Below are 15,557 nucleotides of genomic sequence, written 5' to 3' on the forward strand. Positions count from 1 at the left end.
TGAAGTGCTGTGAGCAGAGTCGGGTCTCAAAGAAGGCTCTGCATAAAGCTGCTGAAGCCTCCCTCCGCGCGTCCCTCCAGACGGGCCGAGGTGAGAACCCGGCAGGTGTCGGTGCGTCTCACGTTTCCCCCCGCGGCGAGCACGGCAGCAACAGTTGCGGCATCTTCGCCGAGTGGCAGCTGAGGCATGCCGCCGATGATGTTGAGATACGAGCCTCGAATGCCCAGGTTCGCGCCGAACACGTGGGGATGGTCTTCAAGTAACGTATGGTGAGAGTGCCATTTCGCGATCAGCGCTGCCGACCCGGTATCAGGTCGAGGCGACACCGTGCCGACCAGGCAGTCGCTTCCGGCTTCCGCCATGGCAAGGTGCGTCGTCAGCCAGTGGGTGGGAACTCTGCTGTCCGCATCGGTGAACGCAATCCATGTCAGGTCGAAGTTGACATCACGATCAGCTTCAACCACCTGATTGAAGTGATTCCAGGCGAAATTCCGGGCACTGCCAACGTTCTTGAGCGACGTCTCAAGTATCGTGACTTGTGGATGCTGTTCGGCGAAGTCTGCGACGCGACTCACCGTCTCATCGCTACAGGCGTCGGCCACGACGAGGATTCGAGTGGACAACGGCGCGAGCCCGTCAGGGACCTGAACACACGCTTGGGCCACCGAGTCGAGACAGCCGAGGATCTCGTCTTGTTCATTGTGAGCCGGGATGACAATGCCCAAGTGCGTGATCACTCAACGGCTTCCGCAGGGAGGAAATCGTCAGTTTTGTCCACCGTCACGATATCGAGACGATACTCGGCCTCGGAGCGAAAATCGGTCCGCAGTCGGGGCCAGTAGTCCAGGCACGCGTCATGGACTTCATCGGCGGTCAGAGGCCAATCTTCGATGTCGCCCTTCCAATGACAGAGAACGAGCACAAAGCGCGATGGGGTTGATTCATCAATGCGCTCCAACGTTCGTTGCAGCTGTGCACGTGTCAGATAGAAGCCGGTCTCTGAGAGGACGACGCAGTCGAAATGCCCTTCGGGCCATTCGTATGGGACAGTGGCGTGCAGGAAGGCTATTTCGGCTGCAGTGGTCGTCTGCAGACGTTTCGCTGTTTTCAGCGCCTCGCAGCTGGCATCGACAGCTGTCACTCTGACGCTGTAAGCGGCAAGCTCTCGAGTCAAAGCGCCGACTGAACAACCGATCTCGAGAATGTGGGAGAACGAGGTCGACGGGAGGTGGGACACAAGGGTCTCGCGTTTGGCGATTTCGTATTCGGAATCCCACACCGTCCACGGATCACTGCGTTCTCTGTGCACATCATCGAACACCGCCGACGCAGTGGACGCATCATTGATCCGCGAGCCTATTCCCTCCTGACCAGAGCTCGGCGATGCCTCACCGGATCTGAAATCCGTGATCACGAAGGTATCGTGGCTCCGGATGAAGTGTTCCAAATGGGCGCTGGTGAGGATCGCTTCGTCCCCGTGCCGATCCGACAGCGCTTCTGTCTGCGACGGGTAACACGCGAGCAGAGCATTTCGATCGAGACCTTGTGGGTCGGCTAAGATCCGCCAGGCCTGCCACCGAGGGTCTGTGGGAGCAGCCCAGTGCCAGAACCAGATGGGATATTCGAGCACTACGGCATGATGTGATCGCCCGATGTCCAGCGTCGCGGCGCCCACCGCCTCGTGGTCACAGTGCCCATCCCGGCTGTAAGGCGCAACGAGTGTCACCGGCCCATGTGATCGTGCGATCTCCTGTCGGATCGCGTCTCTGATCTGGCTTGAATATTCGGGCAGCTGACCGTCGGGCAGATCGAGAAATCGACTGGAGTGCACCTTGTCGAAGGTGCTCAGCGCACGATCGAACTCCTCCAGACGGATGCTTTTGAGCTGGTCGCCGGTATACGTCGGCGACTCAGGGTGCGATTTCTCGCCTGCGCTGAAGAGTAGGACTTTCAGCTGGCAGCTCCACTCATCGGCACGTGCGAGCAGCGCAGCGGCTCCCAGCGCTTCATCGTCTGGGTGTGCGGCAAGGACGATGATGGTTCCGCCTGTGGCGATTGTGCTCTCCGGAACCGCCGGAAGATCAAGGGCACCCGCCTGCACCCAGGCAGCTTCTCTGGTGCTGCGGTCTTGGTGGCTAAACCTCATCGACATCTGACTCTGCACAGATGTTCTCGCCCAAAGCAGCTTCGTCCCGAGGCCCGTGATGCTGACTGAGGTAGACGGTGAGATCAGCGTCAGCTTTGGCAAATGCCGCATCACTCGTCAGAACCGCGGGACCGGCCAGCTCCCGGCTCAGAAGCTGGATCCGTTGGGCACTGCGGTATATGTTGTTGCGAACTCTCAGAGCCAGTCTCCACGCGTGTTCTCGCGAGAACTTCTCATCCCCATCCGCTGCAGCAGCAGTTTGCGCCAACATGGTGCGGACCGCGAAGATCTCAGCATCAAGCTGCCCGAGCTGCATCTCTCCCATGGGCGAGCGCCAAGCCCTGTTCAGGTGGGTTTGGGCTGCACGCCGGGCCAGTCCCAATGCTCCACCGAACCAGCAGGCTGCCACGCGAATCCCACCCCAAGCGAAAGAGGGCCGGTCAAGGTACCAATTCGGGGGGCCGACACTCGTCGCTGGTGCTCGGTCGAAGACGACTGAGCCGCTCGGGATTTCTCTGAGACCCAGACTCGGCCAAGCACCTGTCTGCGGTCGTACACGAGGGTGCCGAAGATTCACCGCGTAGGCTCGGTTCCCGTCGCTGCCGCTGGCGATGACGATCGCGTCGGTGAGTTCCGCGGCCAAAGAGCACCACGCTTTCGTGCCGGTGAGGAGGTTCTCCGCACCGGCATCGATCACGTTCACGCGATGTGTGGGCAGGTCAGCCGCGTACACGCCCCAGGCCGAATCGGGGTCAGGTGTTTCGTGTCCGGCCTCGGCGAGGATGCCCAGAGCGTCGACGTGGGGTTCAAGCATACGAGCGACGCCGATGTCGATCGCAGCCAGTTGAAGCAGCCTTTCCCATTGATCGATCTGAGGTGAGCACCCTGTGAGCTGCAGAAGCCGGGCAAGGGCGGTGATCTTGTCGACAGCGGACGCACTGCTCGTGACGACCTCGGTGAGATCATCCCTGCAGTCTGGAGTTTCCCACCACGGTTCGAACGGTGTGGCGATGATCCGAGACGAGGTTGAGTCGAACAGGGTTTCCATTTCACGTCCTTCGGGCAGAACATTTCGTCGGAACTCGGATGCTTGGCAGATCTCAGTCAACTGCTCTCCACCGTGTCGTCGGCATCTGTGCTGTTGTCTGTATAGACTCGCTGCCGCATCCGCTGGCCATGAGTCAGCTTCTGCACGTCGGCATCAGTGTCGAAGCTGGCACCGAGGCCGCCGGCGACCACACCCATAGCTGCGCTGAGCCATGCGATGTCGAGGTAGTTGGTGAACGACGCGTCTTGTTGAATCTGTTGGGTCATAAATGCCGGATCGATAACGACGAGGCCGCCCAGGAGAATGAGGACGACCAGTGTCGCGTAGAGAACGATCACAGTGATCAGCAGTGTGAGGACGGTGGAGAGGTTGTAATACATGACCACCGTGGACAGACGTTCGTTGACCGGTCGATCCCAGAGTCTGTGACTGACGATCAACCAGGCGACCATCATTAGGATGGCGAGCGCGCCGATTGAGAGCAGCCGGAGGGTGGACAGGTAGGTCGACATCTGCCAGATCGAACTGTAGAAGATGCCGAAAGCTCCGGTTGCCGAGGCTGCCGCGAGGGCTCCTGAGAGTTTCGGAGCCGTGCGCCAAGGTTCGTTGGCAATCGTCATCCCCATAATCAGCCGTGGGCCTCCGGTGATGGTGTGGGCATGCAGGGACTGATGGCTGGAGTCTTCATTGTTCGACCAGTTCGACCATCCGAGCAGAAATTTGCGCGTCGTGGCTTCGGGGTCCCACGGAACCAACTTGTTCACCGAGCTCATCATGACTTTGATGATGCGGCGCTTGGTGGCCCACGCGCCGAGTGTGGGGCATGAGACGACCGCAAGGTTGCGGTCAGAGTAGACTTCGGCGATCAGAGGGTCGCCCTTGGTGTGCCGGGGGATCTCTGTGAGGATGAGGATGATGTTGACGTCGGGGTAATCAGCGCGGAGGTCTTCGACTGCGTCTAGAGCCAGCTCGCGCTCGGGTGTCAGATAGACCGTGTCGGTGCGAGTGTACAGCGTCGTTGTGACCCCATACGCCTCACGCAGATAGCGCTCTAACGAGGAGTGGATGGAAGCCGCTCGCCTGCTGGGCAGACCTGGGTCGGCTACGACCAGCACTTGAAGAGCCTGGGATGAGGTGGTGGGCATAAAGTCCTCCGCTACTCGACCAGCGAGTTGTGTAGAAGATTGTTCTGGTTCCGAAGTCTAGTGAGCGTAATCACTATGGGGTAGTCCTACACGTCGGCTTCGCTGTCTGAAGCTCTATCGCCAGCGCAACCGCGGACAACTGCTTCGGACTGGCCGGCGAGCGGTCCCCCTGAATCGAGGTGACCAAGACAGAGTGAGCAGCGACATACGCGGTGTCGAACTCTGCTGTGCCACAATGGTCTCCATGGTCCCCGGCACTGTGCACGAACTGTCCGAGCATGATCGGTTGATCCTCGATTTCGAGAAGACTGCGTCTACTGCGGCGGGGCGACACGAGTTGTGCCAGCGAATCGAACTTCCAGCAGAGAGGTACGCCATCGTGCTCGAGGGGATCGTGGATACGGACGCCGCATACGGTTACGCCCCGGACGTTGTGGAGCGGGTGAGGCGGTTGCGGGCGGAACGGTTCGCATTCGAACGCCGGCAAGGCCGATGGAAGAAGCACAGCAGCTTCCCCCTATAGCCCGATATGCCGCCATCAGATCAGCGCGGCTTCTCACCCGTCTTCGTCATCAACCTCTACAACGATGGATTGATCGGCAACATCGCCCATATCCGCTTCGCGGATTGCTCCCCAGTGAGGCTCAGCCTCTTCGTAACCGTCGTCGATATGCGTTGCGGCGTCGACGAGCTGTTCGTTCCAATCCGGCCCGGGCACTTCGACGCCGGGGCGGACACTGTCTGCCTTCATTGCATCCTCCTCAATTCGCACCGAAGCGAGGTGTTCTCATCCTGGAGATCGAGTATGATTCCGATGCTAGCGAGATTCGCGCCCACGTCAACCAGCTCCCGCACACGCCGCAGACGAGCAATATCCTCGCGACTGAACCGCCGCGTCCCGCCGTCACTTCGCATAGGCGTCACGAGACCGCGAGCCTCGTACTGCCGCAATGACTGCACCCCGACACCGGTCAACTCCGCAACACACGAAATCGAGAACAAGCGCCCACCAGACTCTGAAGTCGCCGTCTCCCCATGTCCCAAAATTCCTCCTGAAACGGTGTTGACATTCGAATTCTGATCGACTAAATCATATGTCTATCAGATGATGTAGATCATATCATCTGCACGAATCCGCCATCCAGCAAAGGAGGTTTCACCAATGATCATGATGCGCACTGACCCATTCCGCGAAGTCGAACGCCTGAGCAGAGAAATCTTCGGAGCCACCGGCACAACGGCTCGCCCCGTGATGATGCCGATGGACGCTTGGCGCGACGGCGATACTTTCCGCGTCGAACTCGACCTGCCAGGAATTGATCCTGACAACATCGACCTCGACGTCGAGAACAACGTCGTCACCGTCAAAGCTGAACGGCCTGCGACCGACCACGGGGAGTCTTCGGTCGCGGCAGAGCGGCCCCGCGGGACCTTCAGCCGACAACTCGTCCTCGGCGACAACCTCGACACCAGCAACATCACGGCGAACTACGACGCCGGTGTGCTCACACTCAGCATCCCGGTCGCGGAATCAGCGAAACCCCGCAAGATCGCCATCAACTCAGGCTCTGCTGAACCGGCAGCCATCAGCGCCTAATTACAACTGGTGGGGTGTTCCCATGCAGACGTGTGCACCAGACGTCCAGCTGGGTATCGATGCTGCGTTCTGGGCGATCATCCTCAGCGACCGCGAACTGCGCGACCTCGACACGAGTCACCACGCAGATGATGAACCGCGGGCTTTGAGTCATTGCGAGTGCCGGACCTTCAGGCACTCCTCACCGTGGCTGCTGTTCCGGTCTCCCGGCCTCTCAGCAGCCCAGGTTATCGCCCACCGAATCCTCGCTTGTCAGCGCTCTCCTCCCCGGTTCAAACGGCGCTGACATCTTCGATGAAAGGAGGTGAGACGTTTCCGCACCCAGGATGAGCTACACAGCCGTGTGGTCGCGTCCGCAATTCTTTCTACCAGTGTGCTCGACGCAAGATGCGCGGCAGTGACGTCACAATGACGACGAAGTGATGCGGGCCCGTCCACGGCTTCCCCTTCTGGCCCCGGGCTATCCCCCGGGGTCAGACCATGTTCGGTTGAGATGAGAAACGAGGAGAACATGTTCGTCAGCTTCTTGGAGAAACTGTTGATTGTCTGGCCCTGGCACGCTCGAGCACTCGCTCGGGCACTTGTCGGCAAGACTGCCACAGTCCGCCATCGCCCATGACTGAGCGATCATCGCATATGAATGCTTCCTAGCGCTCGTCATGAGTTGTAGTCCTGAAGGTGAGGTCGTGTCGCACGCCAGGGGCAGGCACTATGAGGCACAACAGAATGCTATGACTGACATATCGAAGTCGAATGCGAAGATGCAGCCAGCGACTGGCGACTCGTTTCGCCTCAGTGAAGAGGCGAATCTTCCCGTTCGTCGCTGAGGGGAACGACCTGCCGGCGGCCACCGCGTACAGCGAGGATCTCTGCGAGGATCGACACAGCCACCTCGGCGGGGGTGAACGTCTCCAGATGGAGACCGATCGGCGAATGCAACCGTGCCAGTGCTGGGCTCGCCACTCCCGCTTCGCGCAGCGCGGCGCGGCGGTCGCGGTCGCTGCGCCGCGAGCCCATCGCCCCGACGTAGGCCACGTCAAGGTCGAGTGCGACGGCCAGGGTGGGGATGTCGACCTTCGGGTCGTGGCTGAGGACGCAGATCATGCTCCGGGTGTCGAACTCACCGGTGGCGGCCGCTTCGGTGAGGAATCGGTGCGGCCAGGCCCGAACCACCTCGGCGCCGGGAAACGATGTCTGGTCGGCGAAGGACGGACGGGGGTCGCACACTGTGATGCGCAGTCCCAAGGGTCTGGCCGCTTCGACGAGGGCGAGACTGAAGGCGTTGGCTCCGACGACCAGCAGATGGGCCGGCTCGATGCGGGTCTCGACGAAGAGCTCGATCGGCTCGCTCCGGCCTTCCGGGGGCGCAAGGCGGATGCTGCCGGTGCGGCCGCTGCGGATAAAGGCCCCGACGCGCTGCGCGGCGGTCTCGACCACGTCTTCGGGTACCAGAGGACCGAGTCTGACGGCCAAGGATTCGGTGCTCGGCCCCGTGCTCTCATCCACAGCGCTGGCCGAGACAGCTGCCGCTGGGGCACAGTCGTCATCGGCGGAAGGCAGGCGCATCACCACGGCTGTCGGTCCACTGTCCGATCGCAGACCGGGACAGCCTGAGCGGAAGGGCTGGATGAGCACGTCTATGCGGCCACCGCACATGAGTCCGACGGAAAAAGCATCCTCGTCGCTGTAGCCGAACTCCTGCACCGAGGCCTCGCCGGTGGCGAGCGCGTCCTGACACGCCTCGAGTACGGCTCCTTCCACACATCCCCCGGTGAGAGAGCCGACGATTCCGCCGGCGGTATCCACGAGCATCGATGTGCCGGCTGGGCGCGGAACCGATCCTTCGGTCGCGATGATCGTCGCGACGGCGACGTCCTGCGGCTCCGGCGAGCCGAAGAGCCGCGTCACGGCAGCGGGAAGGACATCAAGCATGGACCGAGACTATACCGTCGGGAACGTCAGCGACAGAGCCTTGACGCGAACGGACTATTCCGGCAGTTCGTACGTCAGCCAGACACGATGGGTGCCGTCGGCTTCGTTCCTCAGTCCGCCGGTCCCAGTGATCCCGGCCAGGTCTCCGGTGCCGCTCGACGGGACGATGACGAACGATTCGTTGTCCCGGTCCTCACCGGTGGTCGTCGCCGAATGGGTGAAGTTGAAGGTGCCCGTGCGTTCGTGCACCTTCCCTGCGAACGACTCCATGGCGACATAGCCGCCGACGTCGGTCGAATGGTCCACAGCGAAGGTGAACAACGTCGTCGAGTGCCCGCTGACTTCGCCGGTGAAATGCTTCTCCATCCGCGCGAGGCCGACCGGGGTGGCCGTCGTCGGCGTCTCCTCGCGCGGAAGATCGATCGGGGTGAACGTCTCGACGGTGAATGCTCCTGATGCGTCCATGCATCGGCCCTCTCTGCTGGCGGGTCCTCTCGTCCACGCTACCCCGAAAATGATCGGGATGGGACCGCGCGAGAGGGCAGGAGGGAAGAGCGCGGAAAGCCCGCGTCACAGCCAGGGGCGCATCGGCACGAGAGCGCGTTCGGCGAGTTTGGTCAGCCGGTGGCGGTTGAGCCACTCCGAACCGAGTTCGACACAGTGCATGGAGTCACAGTCGAAAACCTTCTCCATCTCGGCGGCGAATGCACGGTCGATGACTTCGACATTCGTCTCGTAGTTGAAGGTCAACGACAGCCGGTCGATGTTCGCCGTGCCCACCGTCGACCATTCGCCGTCGACAGTGGCGACCTTCGAATGGATCATGCTCGCGGTGTAGAGCAGAACCGTGACCTTCGAGTTGATCATCTGCTCGAAGAATCCGCGGGAGAGCCAATCGCCGAGGATGTGGTTGGACTCCTGCGGAACCATGACCCGCACGTCCACGCCGCGCTCCGCCGCCTCGACGAGAGAGCGCAGCAGCTGCTGGTCGGGAATGAAATAGGGTGTCGTCAGCCAGATCCGCTTCCGCGCACGGGCGAAGGCGTTGAGATACATGCTGCGAATGGGATAGACGAGGTGGATCGGAAGATTCGCCGAGACCCGCAGCTTCGACTCCCAGGCCGCGGGCGGCACCCAGGCGATCTGTTCACCGGAGTCGTGGAACTCGTTCCACACTTCCGCGATGGTCTGCCGCAGACCCCAGGCTCCGGGGCCGACCGATCGCAGGTGGGTGTCGCGCCAGTGACGGGCGTAGAGAGAGCCGATGTTGAACCCGCCGACGAAGGCTACATCGTCGTCGATGACGAGGATCTTCGAATGGTTGAAACCCGAATGCCGCATCGGCCCCCGCCAAAACCTCCGCGCCACCGTCGGCAGACGCAGCACACGGACCTGCTCGGAGAGCTGATGGTAGAACGAGCTGGGCACCGACAGGTTGGCGAAGCCGTCGTAGATGAGATGGACCTCCACACCGCGGGCCGATGCCGCGTTGAATGCGTCGATGAACCTCTGACCCACCTCGTCGTTCTTCCAGATGAACGTCTCCATGAGGATCGACTCGCGTGCGGAGCCGATCGCATCGAGCATGTCCTCGTAGAGAGTGGCACCATCGGTGTAGATGTCGAGCTCTGACTCTTCGACCGTCGAACTGAAGGTCCCCGGTCGCGGAGCAGCGCGCGTCTTCCGTCCCCGTTTCTGGATGAGGTCGATGGCCATCGAAGCTGCGACGGTCGCCGGCACCGCACTGACGAGGCCGGCGACCGCCCAGGGCACGATTCGCCGCAGACTGTCGGCTTGGCGGAGGGCAGGATTTCTCAGAGGAGACATCCGCTCACTCTATCTTGTCCGTCCTCTCCGCCTGTCTCAGCCGAAGATGCTCACTCCCCCGGGCCCGACGAGGCAACCGACGACGATGAGTACGACTCCCCAGAGAATCTGCTTCCTGAAGATGGCGAAGATTCCTGAGATGACGAGGATCGCTGCGAGGATCCAGAGAATGACTGCCATGGGTAGTACTCCTTCATTCGGTGATTGCGAAAGCTGCTTACCGGCAACCGGTTCGCCTTCGAATCGCCAATCTAACACCGCTTCGCTGACCTGGCAGGACGGCGACGGTGCGTCAGCAGGTGGAACCGGGAACGACACTCCCGGCAAGCGAATCCGATGGAAGAGCGCGCGAACCACCCCCGTACACTTTTGCCGAAGCTGAACTGTTCTGACCGGACTTCGAGGCGAGGAGCCAGCCATGCCCCATGATCGCTCACAGGAGGGATATCTCCGGCGGCCGGAGTTCGTCACCGACCTGCTGCAGATCGCCAAGGGCGTGATCGCCGCCACCGGCGCCTGGTGGGTCTCTGACGCCGTGCTTGACAGTCAGATGCCGTTCCTTGCTCCGTGGACGGCGCTGCTGACGGTCCACGCCACCGTCTACCGGTCGTTCTCTCGAGGGGTGCAGACGACGATCGCGTCGACGATCGGCGTGGGCGTGTCCTTCCTCATCGGCAACTACCTCGGTGTCGGTCTCTGGACTTTCGCTCTGGCGATGTTCGTCGGTCTGGCCGGTGCCCGCCTGTCGTGGATCCGCGACGAAGGAGTGGCGATCGCGACGACGGCGATCTTCATCCTCGGCTCGGGATTCGACTCCCAGCAGCCTCTGCTCGTCGACCGTCTCCTCGAACTCGCCCTCGGGGTGGCAGTCGGCCTCGCAGTCAATCTCCTCATGGTCCCGCCTCTGCGGGACCGACAGGCGGCTCGCTATATCGACAGCGTCAACCGGCAGATGGGCGAAGTGCTCACAGACATGTCGGACCAGTTCTCTCGCTCCTGGGACTCGGATGCCGCCCAGGAGTGGTTCGAGCGGACTGAGTCCATGAGCCGAGAGCTCGAATCGGCGTGGCAGACCGTGCGATTCGCCCGTGAAAGCCGACGCATCAATCCCCGCACAGCGATCCGGGCCAGGAGACTGCGACGCCGGGCAGAGACAGCCGACTCCGCAGAGAAGGAAAGCTACGAGAACATCCTGTTCAGAGCCGACGAAGGCATCTCCCACCTGCGGAACCTCGCCCGCACTCTCCGTGAGGCCTCCTCATCCGAAAGAGAATGGAACACCTGGTTCCGCGATGAGTGGACGTCGATCGTCGCCGATGCCGGACGGTCCATCGCCGATCCCGATGCCGAGGTCGAACCGATCTTCGACCGTCTCCAACAGCTGTCGACCGATATCTCCCAGGATCGGTCGCTTCCAGAGACCACGTGGCCGATCTACGGCTCACTCATCACGAGCCTGCGCCATATCGTCGTCATCGTCGACGATGTCGCCTCGGCGCGCAGCGCACGGGAATCCAACTGACCCCGACTCCCTGGGCACGTACGCGCGGGTCTGAGCCCGAAGCGCTCAGGCCCCTGCCTCGTCGTCGGTGTCGCGGCGTTCGCTTTCGCGCTTGCTGTACGTTGCTCGCCGAATCTCATCGTCGCTGTCGAAGTTGGAGCCGAGTGCTCCGGCCAATGTGCCCAGACAAGCCGCCAACCACGCAAGCCTCGGATAGTTGAAGAAGCTCACGGAATGCATGAGTTCGGAACCGAGCTGACCATCATCGACGACGACCAGTCCCAGTGCGAACAAGAAGGCGAACAGGACCAGGAACATCAGGGCCACGCTGGTACCCACCATAATGACCGTGGCGGTGTTGTTCAGCCCGCCCTGCCATGCGTACACCGCATCGCGCTGCTTGGTCCAGAGGCGATTGCGGAAGATCAGCAAGAAGGTCAGCGCCGCGATGACGAGCAGACCGATCAGGAGCAGACGCGCCGGATGCAGGGAATCGGCCAATGTCCACATCGAACTGTAGAAGACACCGAATGTGCCCACGGCCGCCGCCGCCGCGGCGATGGAGGTGGTCAGCGCGGGCAGCGTCCGCCCGGGCCGGTTGCTGCGCACCATTCCTGTCAGCAGCCGCAGCCGGTTGAGCCATCCGGGCATCACGATGTATGCGGTGTCATCCCGTCCCAGACCGGGGTCACCGCGGTCCCCACGCGCACTTCTGAGTTTCGCGATCGATCGCACGGAGTCCTCCAACGAGCTCTGTCTCGTCTTCTCCTGCGTCGAGAAGATGAGCGCGACCACCAGATTCCGTGTCTGTGCCAGAAGACGATGAGCGCCCAATGCCGGAACCGAGACCAGCAGAGCCCGATTGGCAGTGCTGAGTTCGCACAGCATCGGCTGAGTGTCATGGTGGCGGGGCAGTTCGGTCAGGTAGACGATGTCGTCCCATTCACAGCGGCTTCGCAGGTCTTCGGCTCTGTCCATGAAGGGGATATCGCCGTCGGGGGTAAGTAAGAACGATTCGGTACTGACTTCGACGTGCCACTCGATGTCCTCGATACGATCGGCCAATTCTCGTTTCAGAGACCCTGCGACCGACTGAGCGATCTTCTGCGGCACACCAGGATCGGCCATCAGTCCGACAACCTTCGCTTCTGAGCCCATTCAGTCATCCTCAGGCACGGGAGGACAGCCGTCTACCCCCTGCCATGCGCGGGGCTGGTGCCTGCTCCCTACATTTCCCGGGTCGGCCTGAGGGGGCTAGCCAGTGCTCGAAACCTGCGTTTCAATGGGGTCATGAGAGCTATCTGGACCGGATCCATCGCCTTCGGCCTCGTGAATGTGCCCGTGAAGCTGTACTCGGCCACGGAGAACCACGACGTGCGAATGCATCAGGTCCACAAGAAGGACGGAGGGCGGATCCGCAATCAGCATCACTGCGAGGAATGCGGGAAGACCGTCGAGTACGACGACATCGATAAGGCTTTCGACGACGGCGAGCACCGCGTGGTCCTCACCAGTGAGGACTTCGAGGCTCTTCCGGCAGAGGACAACGACGATATCGACGTCCTGCAATTCGTGCCCAGCGACGAGATCGACCCCATCATGCTCGAGAAGGCCTACTTCCTCGAGCCGACGTCGAAGACGCCGAAGGCCTACCTCCTGCTGCGTAAGACGCTCGAGGACACCGAGCGGACCGCGATCGTCAAGCTCACTCTGCGCACCCGTACGCGTCTGGCCGTGTTGCGGGTCTGCGGAAAGGTCCTCATGATCCAGACCCTGCGCTGGGCCGATGAGATCCGCGACGTCGACTTCAAGGGCGTGAACTCGAAGGCGAAGATCTCGGACAAGGAACTCGAGATGTCGGAGAAACTCGTCGAGTCCTACTCCGAGGACTTCACCCCCGAGGAGTTCAGCGACGACTACCAGGTCGAGTTGCGCAAACTCATCGATGCGAAGATCGAATCCGGCGAGAGCCTCGACATCGAGAAGACCTTCGACGAGGAAGACTCCGAGGAGGACACCGGAGGCGATGTCATCGACCTCATGGAGGCGCTGCGCAAATCCGTGGACAGTTCGCGGTCGTCGAAGCAGGGGACGCCGGGCAAGAAGTCGAATGCGAAGAAGACCTCGTCCAGGAAATCGGGCGCGAAACCGAAGAAGTCGACGGCGAAGAAATCGGCCCCGAAGAAACGCACCGGATGAAGTGCAACCTCAGCCAACCTTGCAGAAACCTCTGGCCATGAACGACACGATAGGAGAAGTTCACACCATGCCGAAGACGACGAAGACAGGAAAGCCGAAGGAGAGCGAGCTGCCCTCGACGCTGGAGAAGTCGAGCAAGAAGGCGCAGCGGACCTTCGCCAAGGCCTACGACTCGGCCATCGACCAATACGGAGACGAGAAGCGCGCTCACCAGGTCGCCTACGACGCTCTCAAACACAGCTATGAGAAGGTCGGCGACAAGTGGGAGGCGAAGGACTCCTCCGGCCCGTCAGACGCTCAGAGCTCCGGTGGCAAGAACACCGACCGCAAGACCGCCGGCGGAGTCGACGCGAACTCCTCGAAGGAGCACCTCTACGAGCAGGCGAAGAAGCTGAAGATCTCGGGACGTTCGTCGATGACGAAGAAAGAACTCGTCGACGCACTCGAGAAGGAGAGCAAGCGCAAGACGAAGCAGAACTCCTGACACCGACCCGAAGCAGCGAAAACGAAGCGGCATGGAGAGATCTTCCGGCAACGGTGCCGATGACTCACCCGCCGGTAAGGAAATTCCCATGTCTGTCTTCGACACCCGTGGAAACGACCGCCAACGATAAAGGAGGAATACGATGAGCGACCAGCTGACCTTCCAGGACCCCACCACTCGCTTTCCCGACATCTCACCGCCGAAGCAGGATCAGCCCGAACCGGGACTCGACGCGGAACTCATCCCCGGCACGGATCGCGGTGAGGACAGCTACACCGGCACAGGCAGGCTCCGCGGTCGCAGGGCGCTGATCACCGGCTCGGACTCCGGCATCGGATCCGCCGTCGCGATCGCCTTCGCCCGTGAGGGCGCCGATGTTGCTCTGTCCTATCTGCCCGCCGAGGAGGAGGATGCCCAGCACGTCTGCGAAGTCATCCGCCAGGCCGGTCGCAAAGCCGTGCCGCTGCCGGGCGATCTGTCCGACCCCGACTACTGCCGCGAAGTGGTCCGCCGGGCGGCAGAGGAACTGGGCGGGCTCGATGCGGTGGTCAACAATGCCGGCCGACAGATCGCCGTCGAAGACATCGCCGACCTCACGGACGAGCAGTGGGAGGACACGTTCCGGACGAACATCCACGCGATGTTCCGGGTCTCCCAGGCCGCGCTCGAGCATCTCGAGCCTGGGTCGACGATCGTCAACAGCACCTCCGTGCAGGCGTATTCGCCGTCCGCCCACCTCATCGACTATGCGTCGACGAAAGCGGCGATCAACAACTTCACGAAGGGACTGGCCACTCAGCTGGCTCCGAAGGGCATCCGAGTGAATTCCGTGGCACCGGGGCCGATCTGGACCCCGCTGCAGGTCTCCGACGGCCAGCCGAAGGAGGCGCTGCCGCACTTCGGCAAGAACACTCCGCTGGGCCGGGCCGGACAGCCGACTGAGCTCGCACCTGCGTACGTCTTCCTCACCTCGTCGGAGTCGAGCTACGTGATCGGTGAGACCCTCAACGTCAACGGCGGCCAGCCCACCCCCTGATCGTCGGCTCCAGGGATGATCGTCGAAGCGGTGGGACCCGAAGCGAGAAGAGCGCCGCATTTGCCCTTAGGCCCGGTGCTCTCCCGGTCGGCCGTCCGCGTCGTCGGCCAGTACGCCCTGCGGACGGTCGGCTTCGGTCATGGCGGAGAGGAACCGCAGCACGGTCTCGCGCTCCTGGCTGTCCAGGGCAGCGATCGCCTCGAAGCGCCGCGCGTGCTGGAGGCCGACCGCCTCATGCGCGGCCTGGGCTGTCGCCTCAGTCACCTCGATGCTGGTGGTGCGCCTGTCGTGGGGATGCGGAATCCGAACTAGGTGCCCACCGGCGACGAGGCGATCGACGAGTTTCGTCGTCGAGGCGCTGGAGATCCCGACGGCAGCAGCGATGTCCTTGGGAGTGACGATGAGTCCCTTCCGCTGCGCGCGGATGAGCAGGCGGATGGTGCGCATATCACTGTCGTTGAGCTGCATATACCGCCGCGACGCCTCGGCGAGGACGCGTTCGGCCTCATGCCACTGCCGCAGCGCCTCCATCAGGGCGGTGCACTCCGCGATCTCGGCGTCGGACAGGGCCGAACGATCGGCGAACTCCGATTCATTCGAGAAGTAGGTCAGCCCAGCTGCCTTCGAGTCTGCGGACGGCAC

General features: G+C 62.0%; 18 protein-coding genes. 6 read left to right on the forward strand and 12 right to left on the reverse strand.

What is annotated here, in order from left to right:
* Positions 1–26: 26 nt before the first annotated feature.
* The 4 genes from SB749_RS01025 to SB749_RS01040 are packed head-to-tail and all read right to left on the reverse strand — an operon-like array spanning position 27 to position 4,339.
* Positions 27–737 (reverse strand): glycosyltransferase, encoded by a 711-nt coding sequence (locus tag SB749_RS01025; protein ID WP_410708588.1) that lies wholly within the window; start codon positions 735–737, stop codon positions 27–29.
* Positions 734–2,152, reverse strand: coding sequence for a PIG-L family deacetylase (locus SB749_RS01030; protein WP_410708589.1), 1,419 nt, complete (start codon positions 2,150–2,152; stop codon positions 734–736). The genes SB749_RS01025 and SB749_RS01030 overlap by 4 nt, the downstream gene beginning before the upstream one ends.
* Complete coding sequence (locus SB749_RS01035) at positions 2,136–3,194, reverse strand: hypothetical protein (RefSeq protein WP_410708590.1); 1,059 nt, start codon at positions 3,192–3,194, stop codon at positions 2,136–2,138. Before SB749_RS01035 ends, SB749_RS01030 begins: the two co-directional genes overlap by 17 nt.
* A 56-nt stretch (positions 3,195–3,250) precedes the next feature.
* Positions 3,251–4,339, reverse strand: a complete 1,089-nt coding sequence (locus SB749_RS01040) for a hypothetical protein (protein WP_410708591.1) — start codon at positions 4,337–4,339, stop codon at positions 3,251–3,253.
* 244 nt (positions 4,340–4,583) lie between these two features.
* On the opposite strand from SB749_RS01040, the gene SB749_RS01045 reads away from it, so the two are divergent.
* Entirely contained in the window at positions 4,584–4,862 is a 279-nt protein-coding gene (locus tag SB749_RS01045) for a DUF3263 domain-containing protein (protein WP_039207045.1), read from the forward strand.
* 33 nt (positions 4,863–4,895) lie between these two features.
* Here SB749_RS01045 and SB749_RS01050 read toward each other — a convergent pair whose 3' ends face one another.
* Positions 4,896–5,090, reverse strand: coding sequence for a hypothetical protein (locus SB749_RS01050; RefSeq protein ID WP_410708592.1), 195 nt, complete (start codon positions 5,088–5,090; stop codon positions 4,896–4,898).
* Positions 5,087–5,383 carry a MerR family transcriptional regulator gene (locus SB749_RS01055; RefSeq protein ID WP_410708593.1) on the reverse strand — a complete coding sequence of 99 codons (297 nt, stop codon included), beginning with the start codon at positions 5,381–5,383 and terminating at the stop codon, positions 5,087–5,089. Before SB749_RS01055 ends, SB749_RS01050 begins: the two co-directional genes overlap by 4 nt.
* A 121-nt stretch (positions 5,384–5,504) precedes the next feature.
* On the opposite strand from SB749_RS01055, the gene SB749_RS01060 reads away from it, so the two are divergent.
* Positions 5,505–5,936, forward strand: a complete 432-nt coding sequence (locus SB749_RS01060) for an Hsp20/alpha crystallin family protein (protein ID WP_039207043.1) — start codon at positions 5,505–5,507, stop codon at positions 5,934–5,936.
* 792 nt (positions 5,937–6,728) lie between these two features.
* Here the strand turns inward: SB749_RS01060 and SB749_RS01065 are convergent.
* The 4 genes from SB749_RS01065 to SB749_RS01080 all read right to left on the reverse strand — a co-directional run bounded on the left by SB749_RS01065 (position 6,729) and on the right by SB749_RS01080 (position 9,875).
* On the reverse strand, positions 6,729–7,868 hold the full coding sequence (locus SB749_RS01065) for an XdhC family protein (RefSeq protein WP_410708594.1): 1,140 nt from the start codon (positions 7,866–7,868) through the stop codon (positions 6,729–6,731).
* 54 nt (positions 7,869–7,922) lie between these two features.
* Entirely contained in the window at positions 7,923–8,333 is a 411-nt protein-coding gene (locus tag SB749_RS01070; protein WP_410708595.1) for a DUF3224 domain-containing protein, read from the reverse strand.
* Between the two features lie 105 nt (positions 8,334–8,438).
* Positions 8,439–9,695, reverse strand: coding sequence for a phospholipase D-like domain-containing protein (locus SB749_RS01075; RefSeq protein ID WP_410708596.1), 1,257 nt, complete (start codon positions 9,693–9,695; stop codon positions 8,439–8,441).
* A gap of 36 nt (positions 9,696–9,731) precedes the next feature.
* On the reverse strand, positions 9,732–9,875 hold the full coding sequence (locus SB749_RS01080) for a GPGG-motif small membrane protein (RefSeq protein ID WP_162835617.1): 144 nt from the start codon (positions 9,873–9,875) through the stop codon (positions 9,732–9,734).
* A gap of 238 nt (positions 9,876–10,113) precedes the next feature.
* On the opposite strand from SB749_RS01080, the gene SB749_RS01085 reads away from it, so the two are divergent.
* Positions 10,114–11,217 carry an FUSC family protein gene (locus SB749_RS01085; RefSeq protein ID WP_410708597.1) on the forward strand — a complete coding sequence of 368 codons (1,104 nt, stop codon included), beginning with the start codon at positions 10,114–10,116 and terminating at the stop codon, positions 11,215–11,217.
* A 45-nt stretch (positions 11,218–11,262) separates the two neighbouring features.
* Here SB749_RS01085 and SB749_RS01090 read toward each other — a convergent pair whose 3' ends face one another.
* Positions 11,263–12,354, reverse strand: a complete 1,092-nt coding sequence (locus SB749_RS01090) for a hypothetical protein (protein WP_410708598.1) — start codon at positions 12,352–12,354, stop codon at positions 11,263–11,265.
* A gap of 132 nt (positions 12,355–12,486) precedes the next feature.
* Here SB749_RS01090 and SB749_RS01095 point away from each other — a divergent pair, with 132 nt between their 5' ends.
* The 3 genes from SB749_RS01095 (at position 12,487) to SB749_RS01105 (ending at position 14,915) form a co-directional block, all read left to right on the forward strand.
* Positions 12,487–13,395: a Ku protein gene (locus tag SB749_RS01095; RefSeq protein ID WP_410708599.1), complete on the forward strand. Its 909-nt coding sequence runs from the start codon at positions 12,487–12,489 to the stop codon at positions 13,393–13,395.
* A gap of 37 nt (positions 13,396–13,432) precedes the next feature.
* Positions 13,433–13,879, forward strand: coding sequence for a ChaB family protein (locus tag SB749_RS01100; protein WP_308297804.1), 447 nt, complete (start codon positions 13,433–13,435; stop codon positions 13,877–13,879).
* Between the two features lie 142 nt (positions 13,880–14,021).
* Positions 14,022–14,915: an SDR family oxidoreductase gene (locus tag SB749_RS01105; RefSeq protein ID WP_410708600.1), complete on the forward strand. Its 894-nt coding sequence runs from the start codon at positions 14,022–14,024 to the stop codon at positions 14,913–14,915.
* Between the two features lie 66 nt (positions 14,916–14,981).
* On the opposite strand, the gene SB749_RS01110 is transcribed toward SB749_RS01105, so the two are convergent.
* On the reverse strand, positions 14,982–15,557 hold the full coding sequence (locus SB749_RS01110) for a MarR family winged helix-turn-helix transcriptional regulator (protein ID WP_410708601.1): 576 nt from the start codon (positions 15,555–15,557) through the stop codon (positions 14,982–14,984).

Origin of the sequence: Brevibacterium sp. SIMBA_078 (genome assembly GCF_046534565.1) — a bacterium.
Taxonomy (GTDB): Bacteria; Actinomycetota; Actinomycetes; order Actinomycetales; family Brevibacteriaceae; genus Brevibacterium.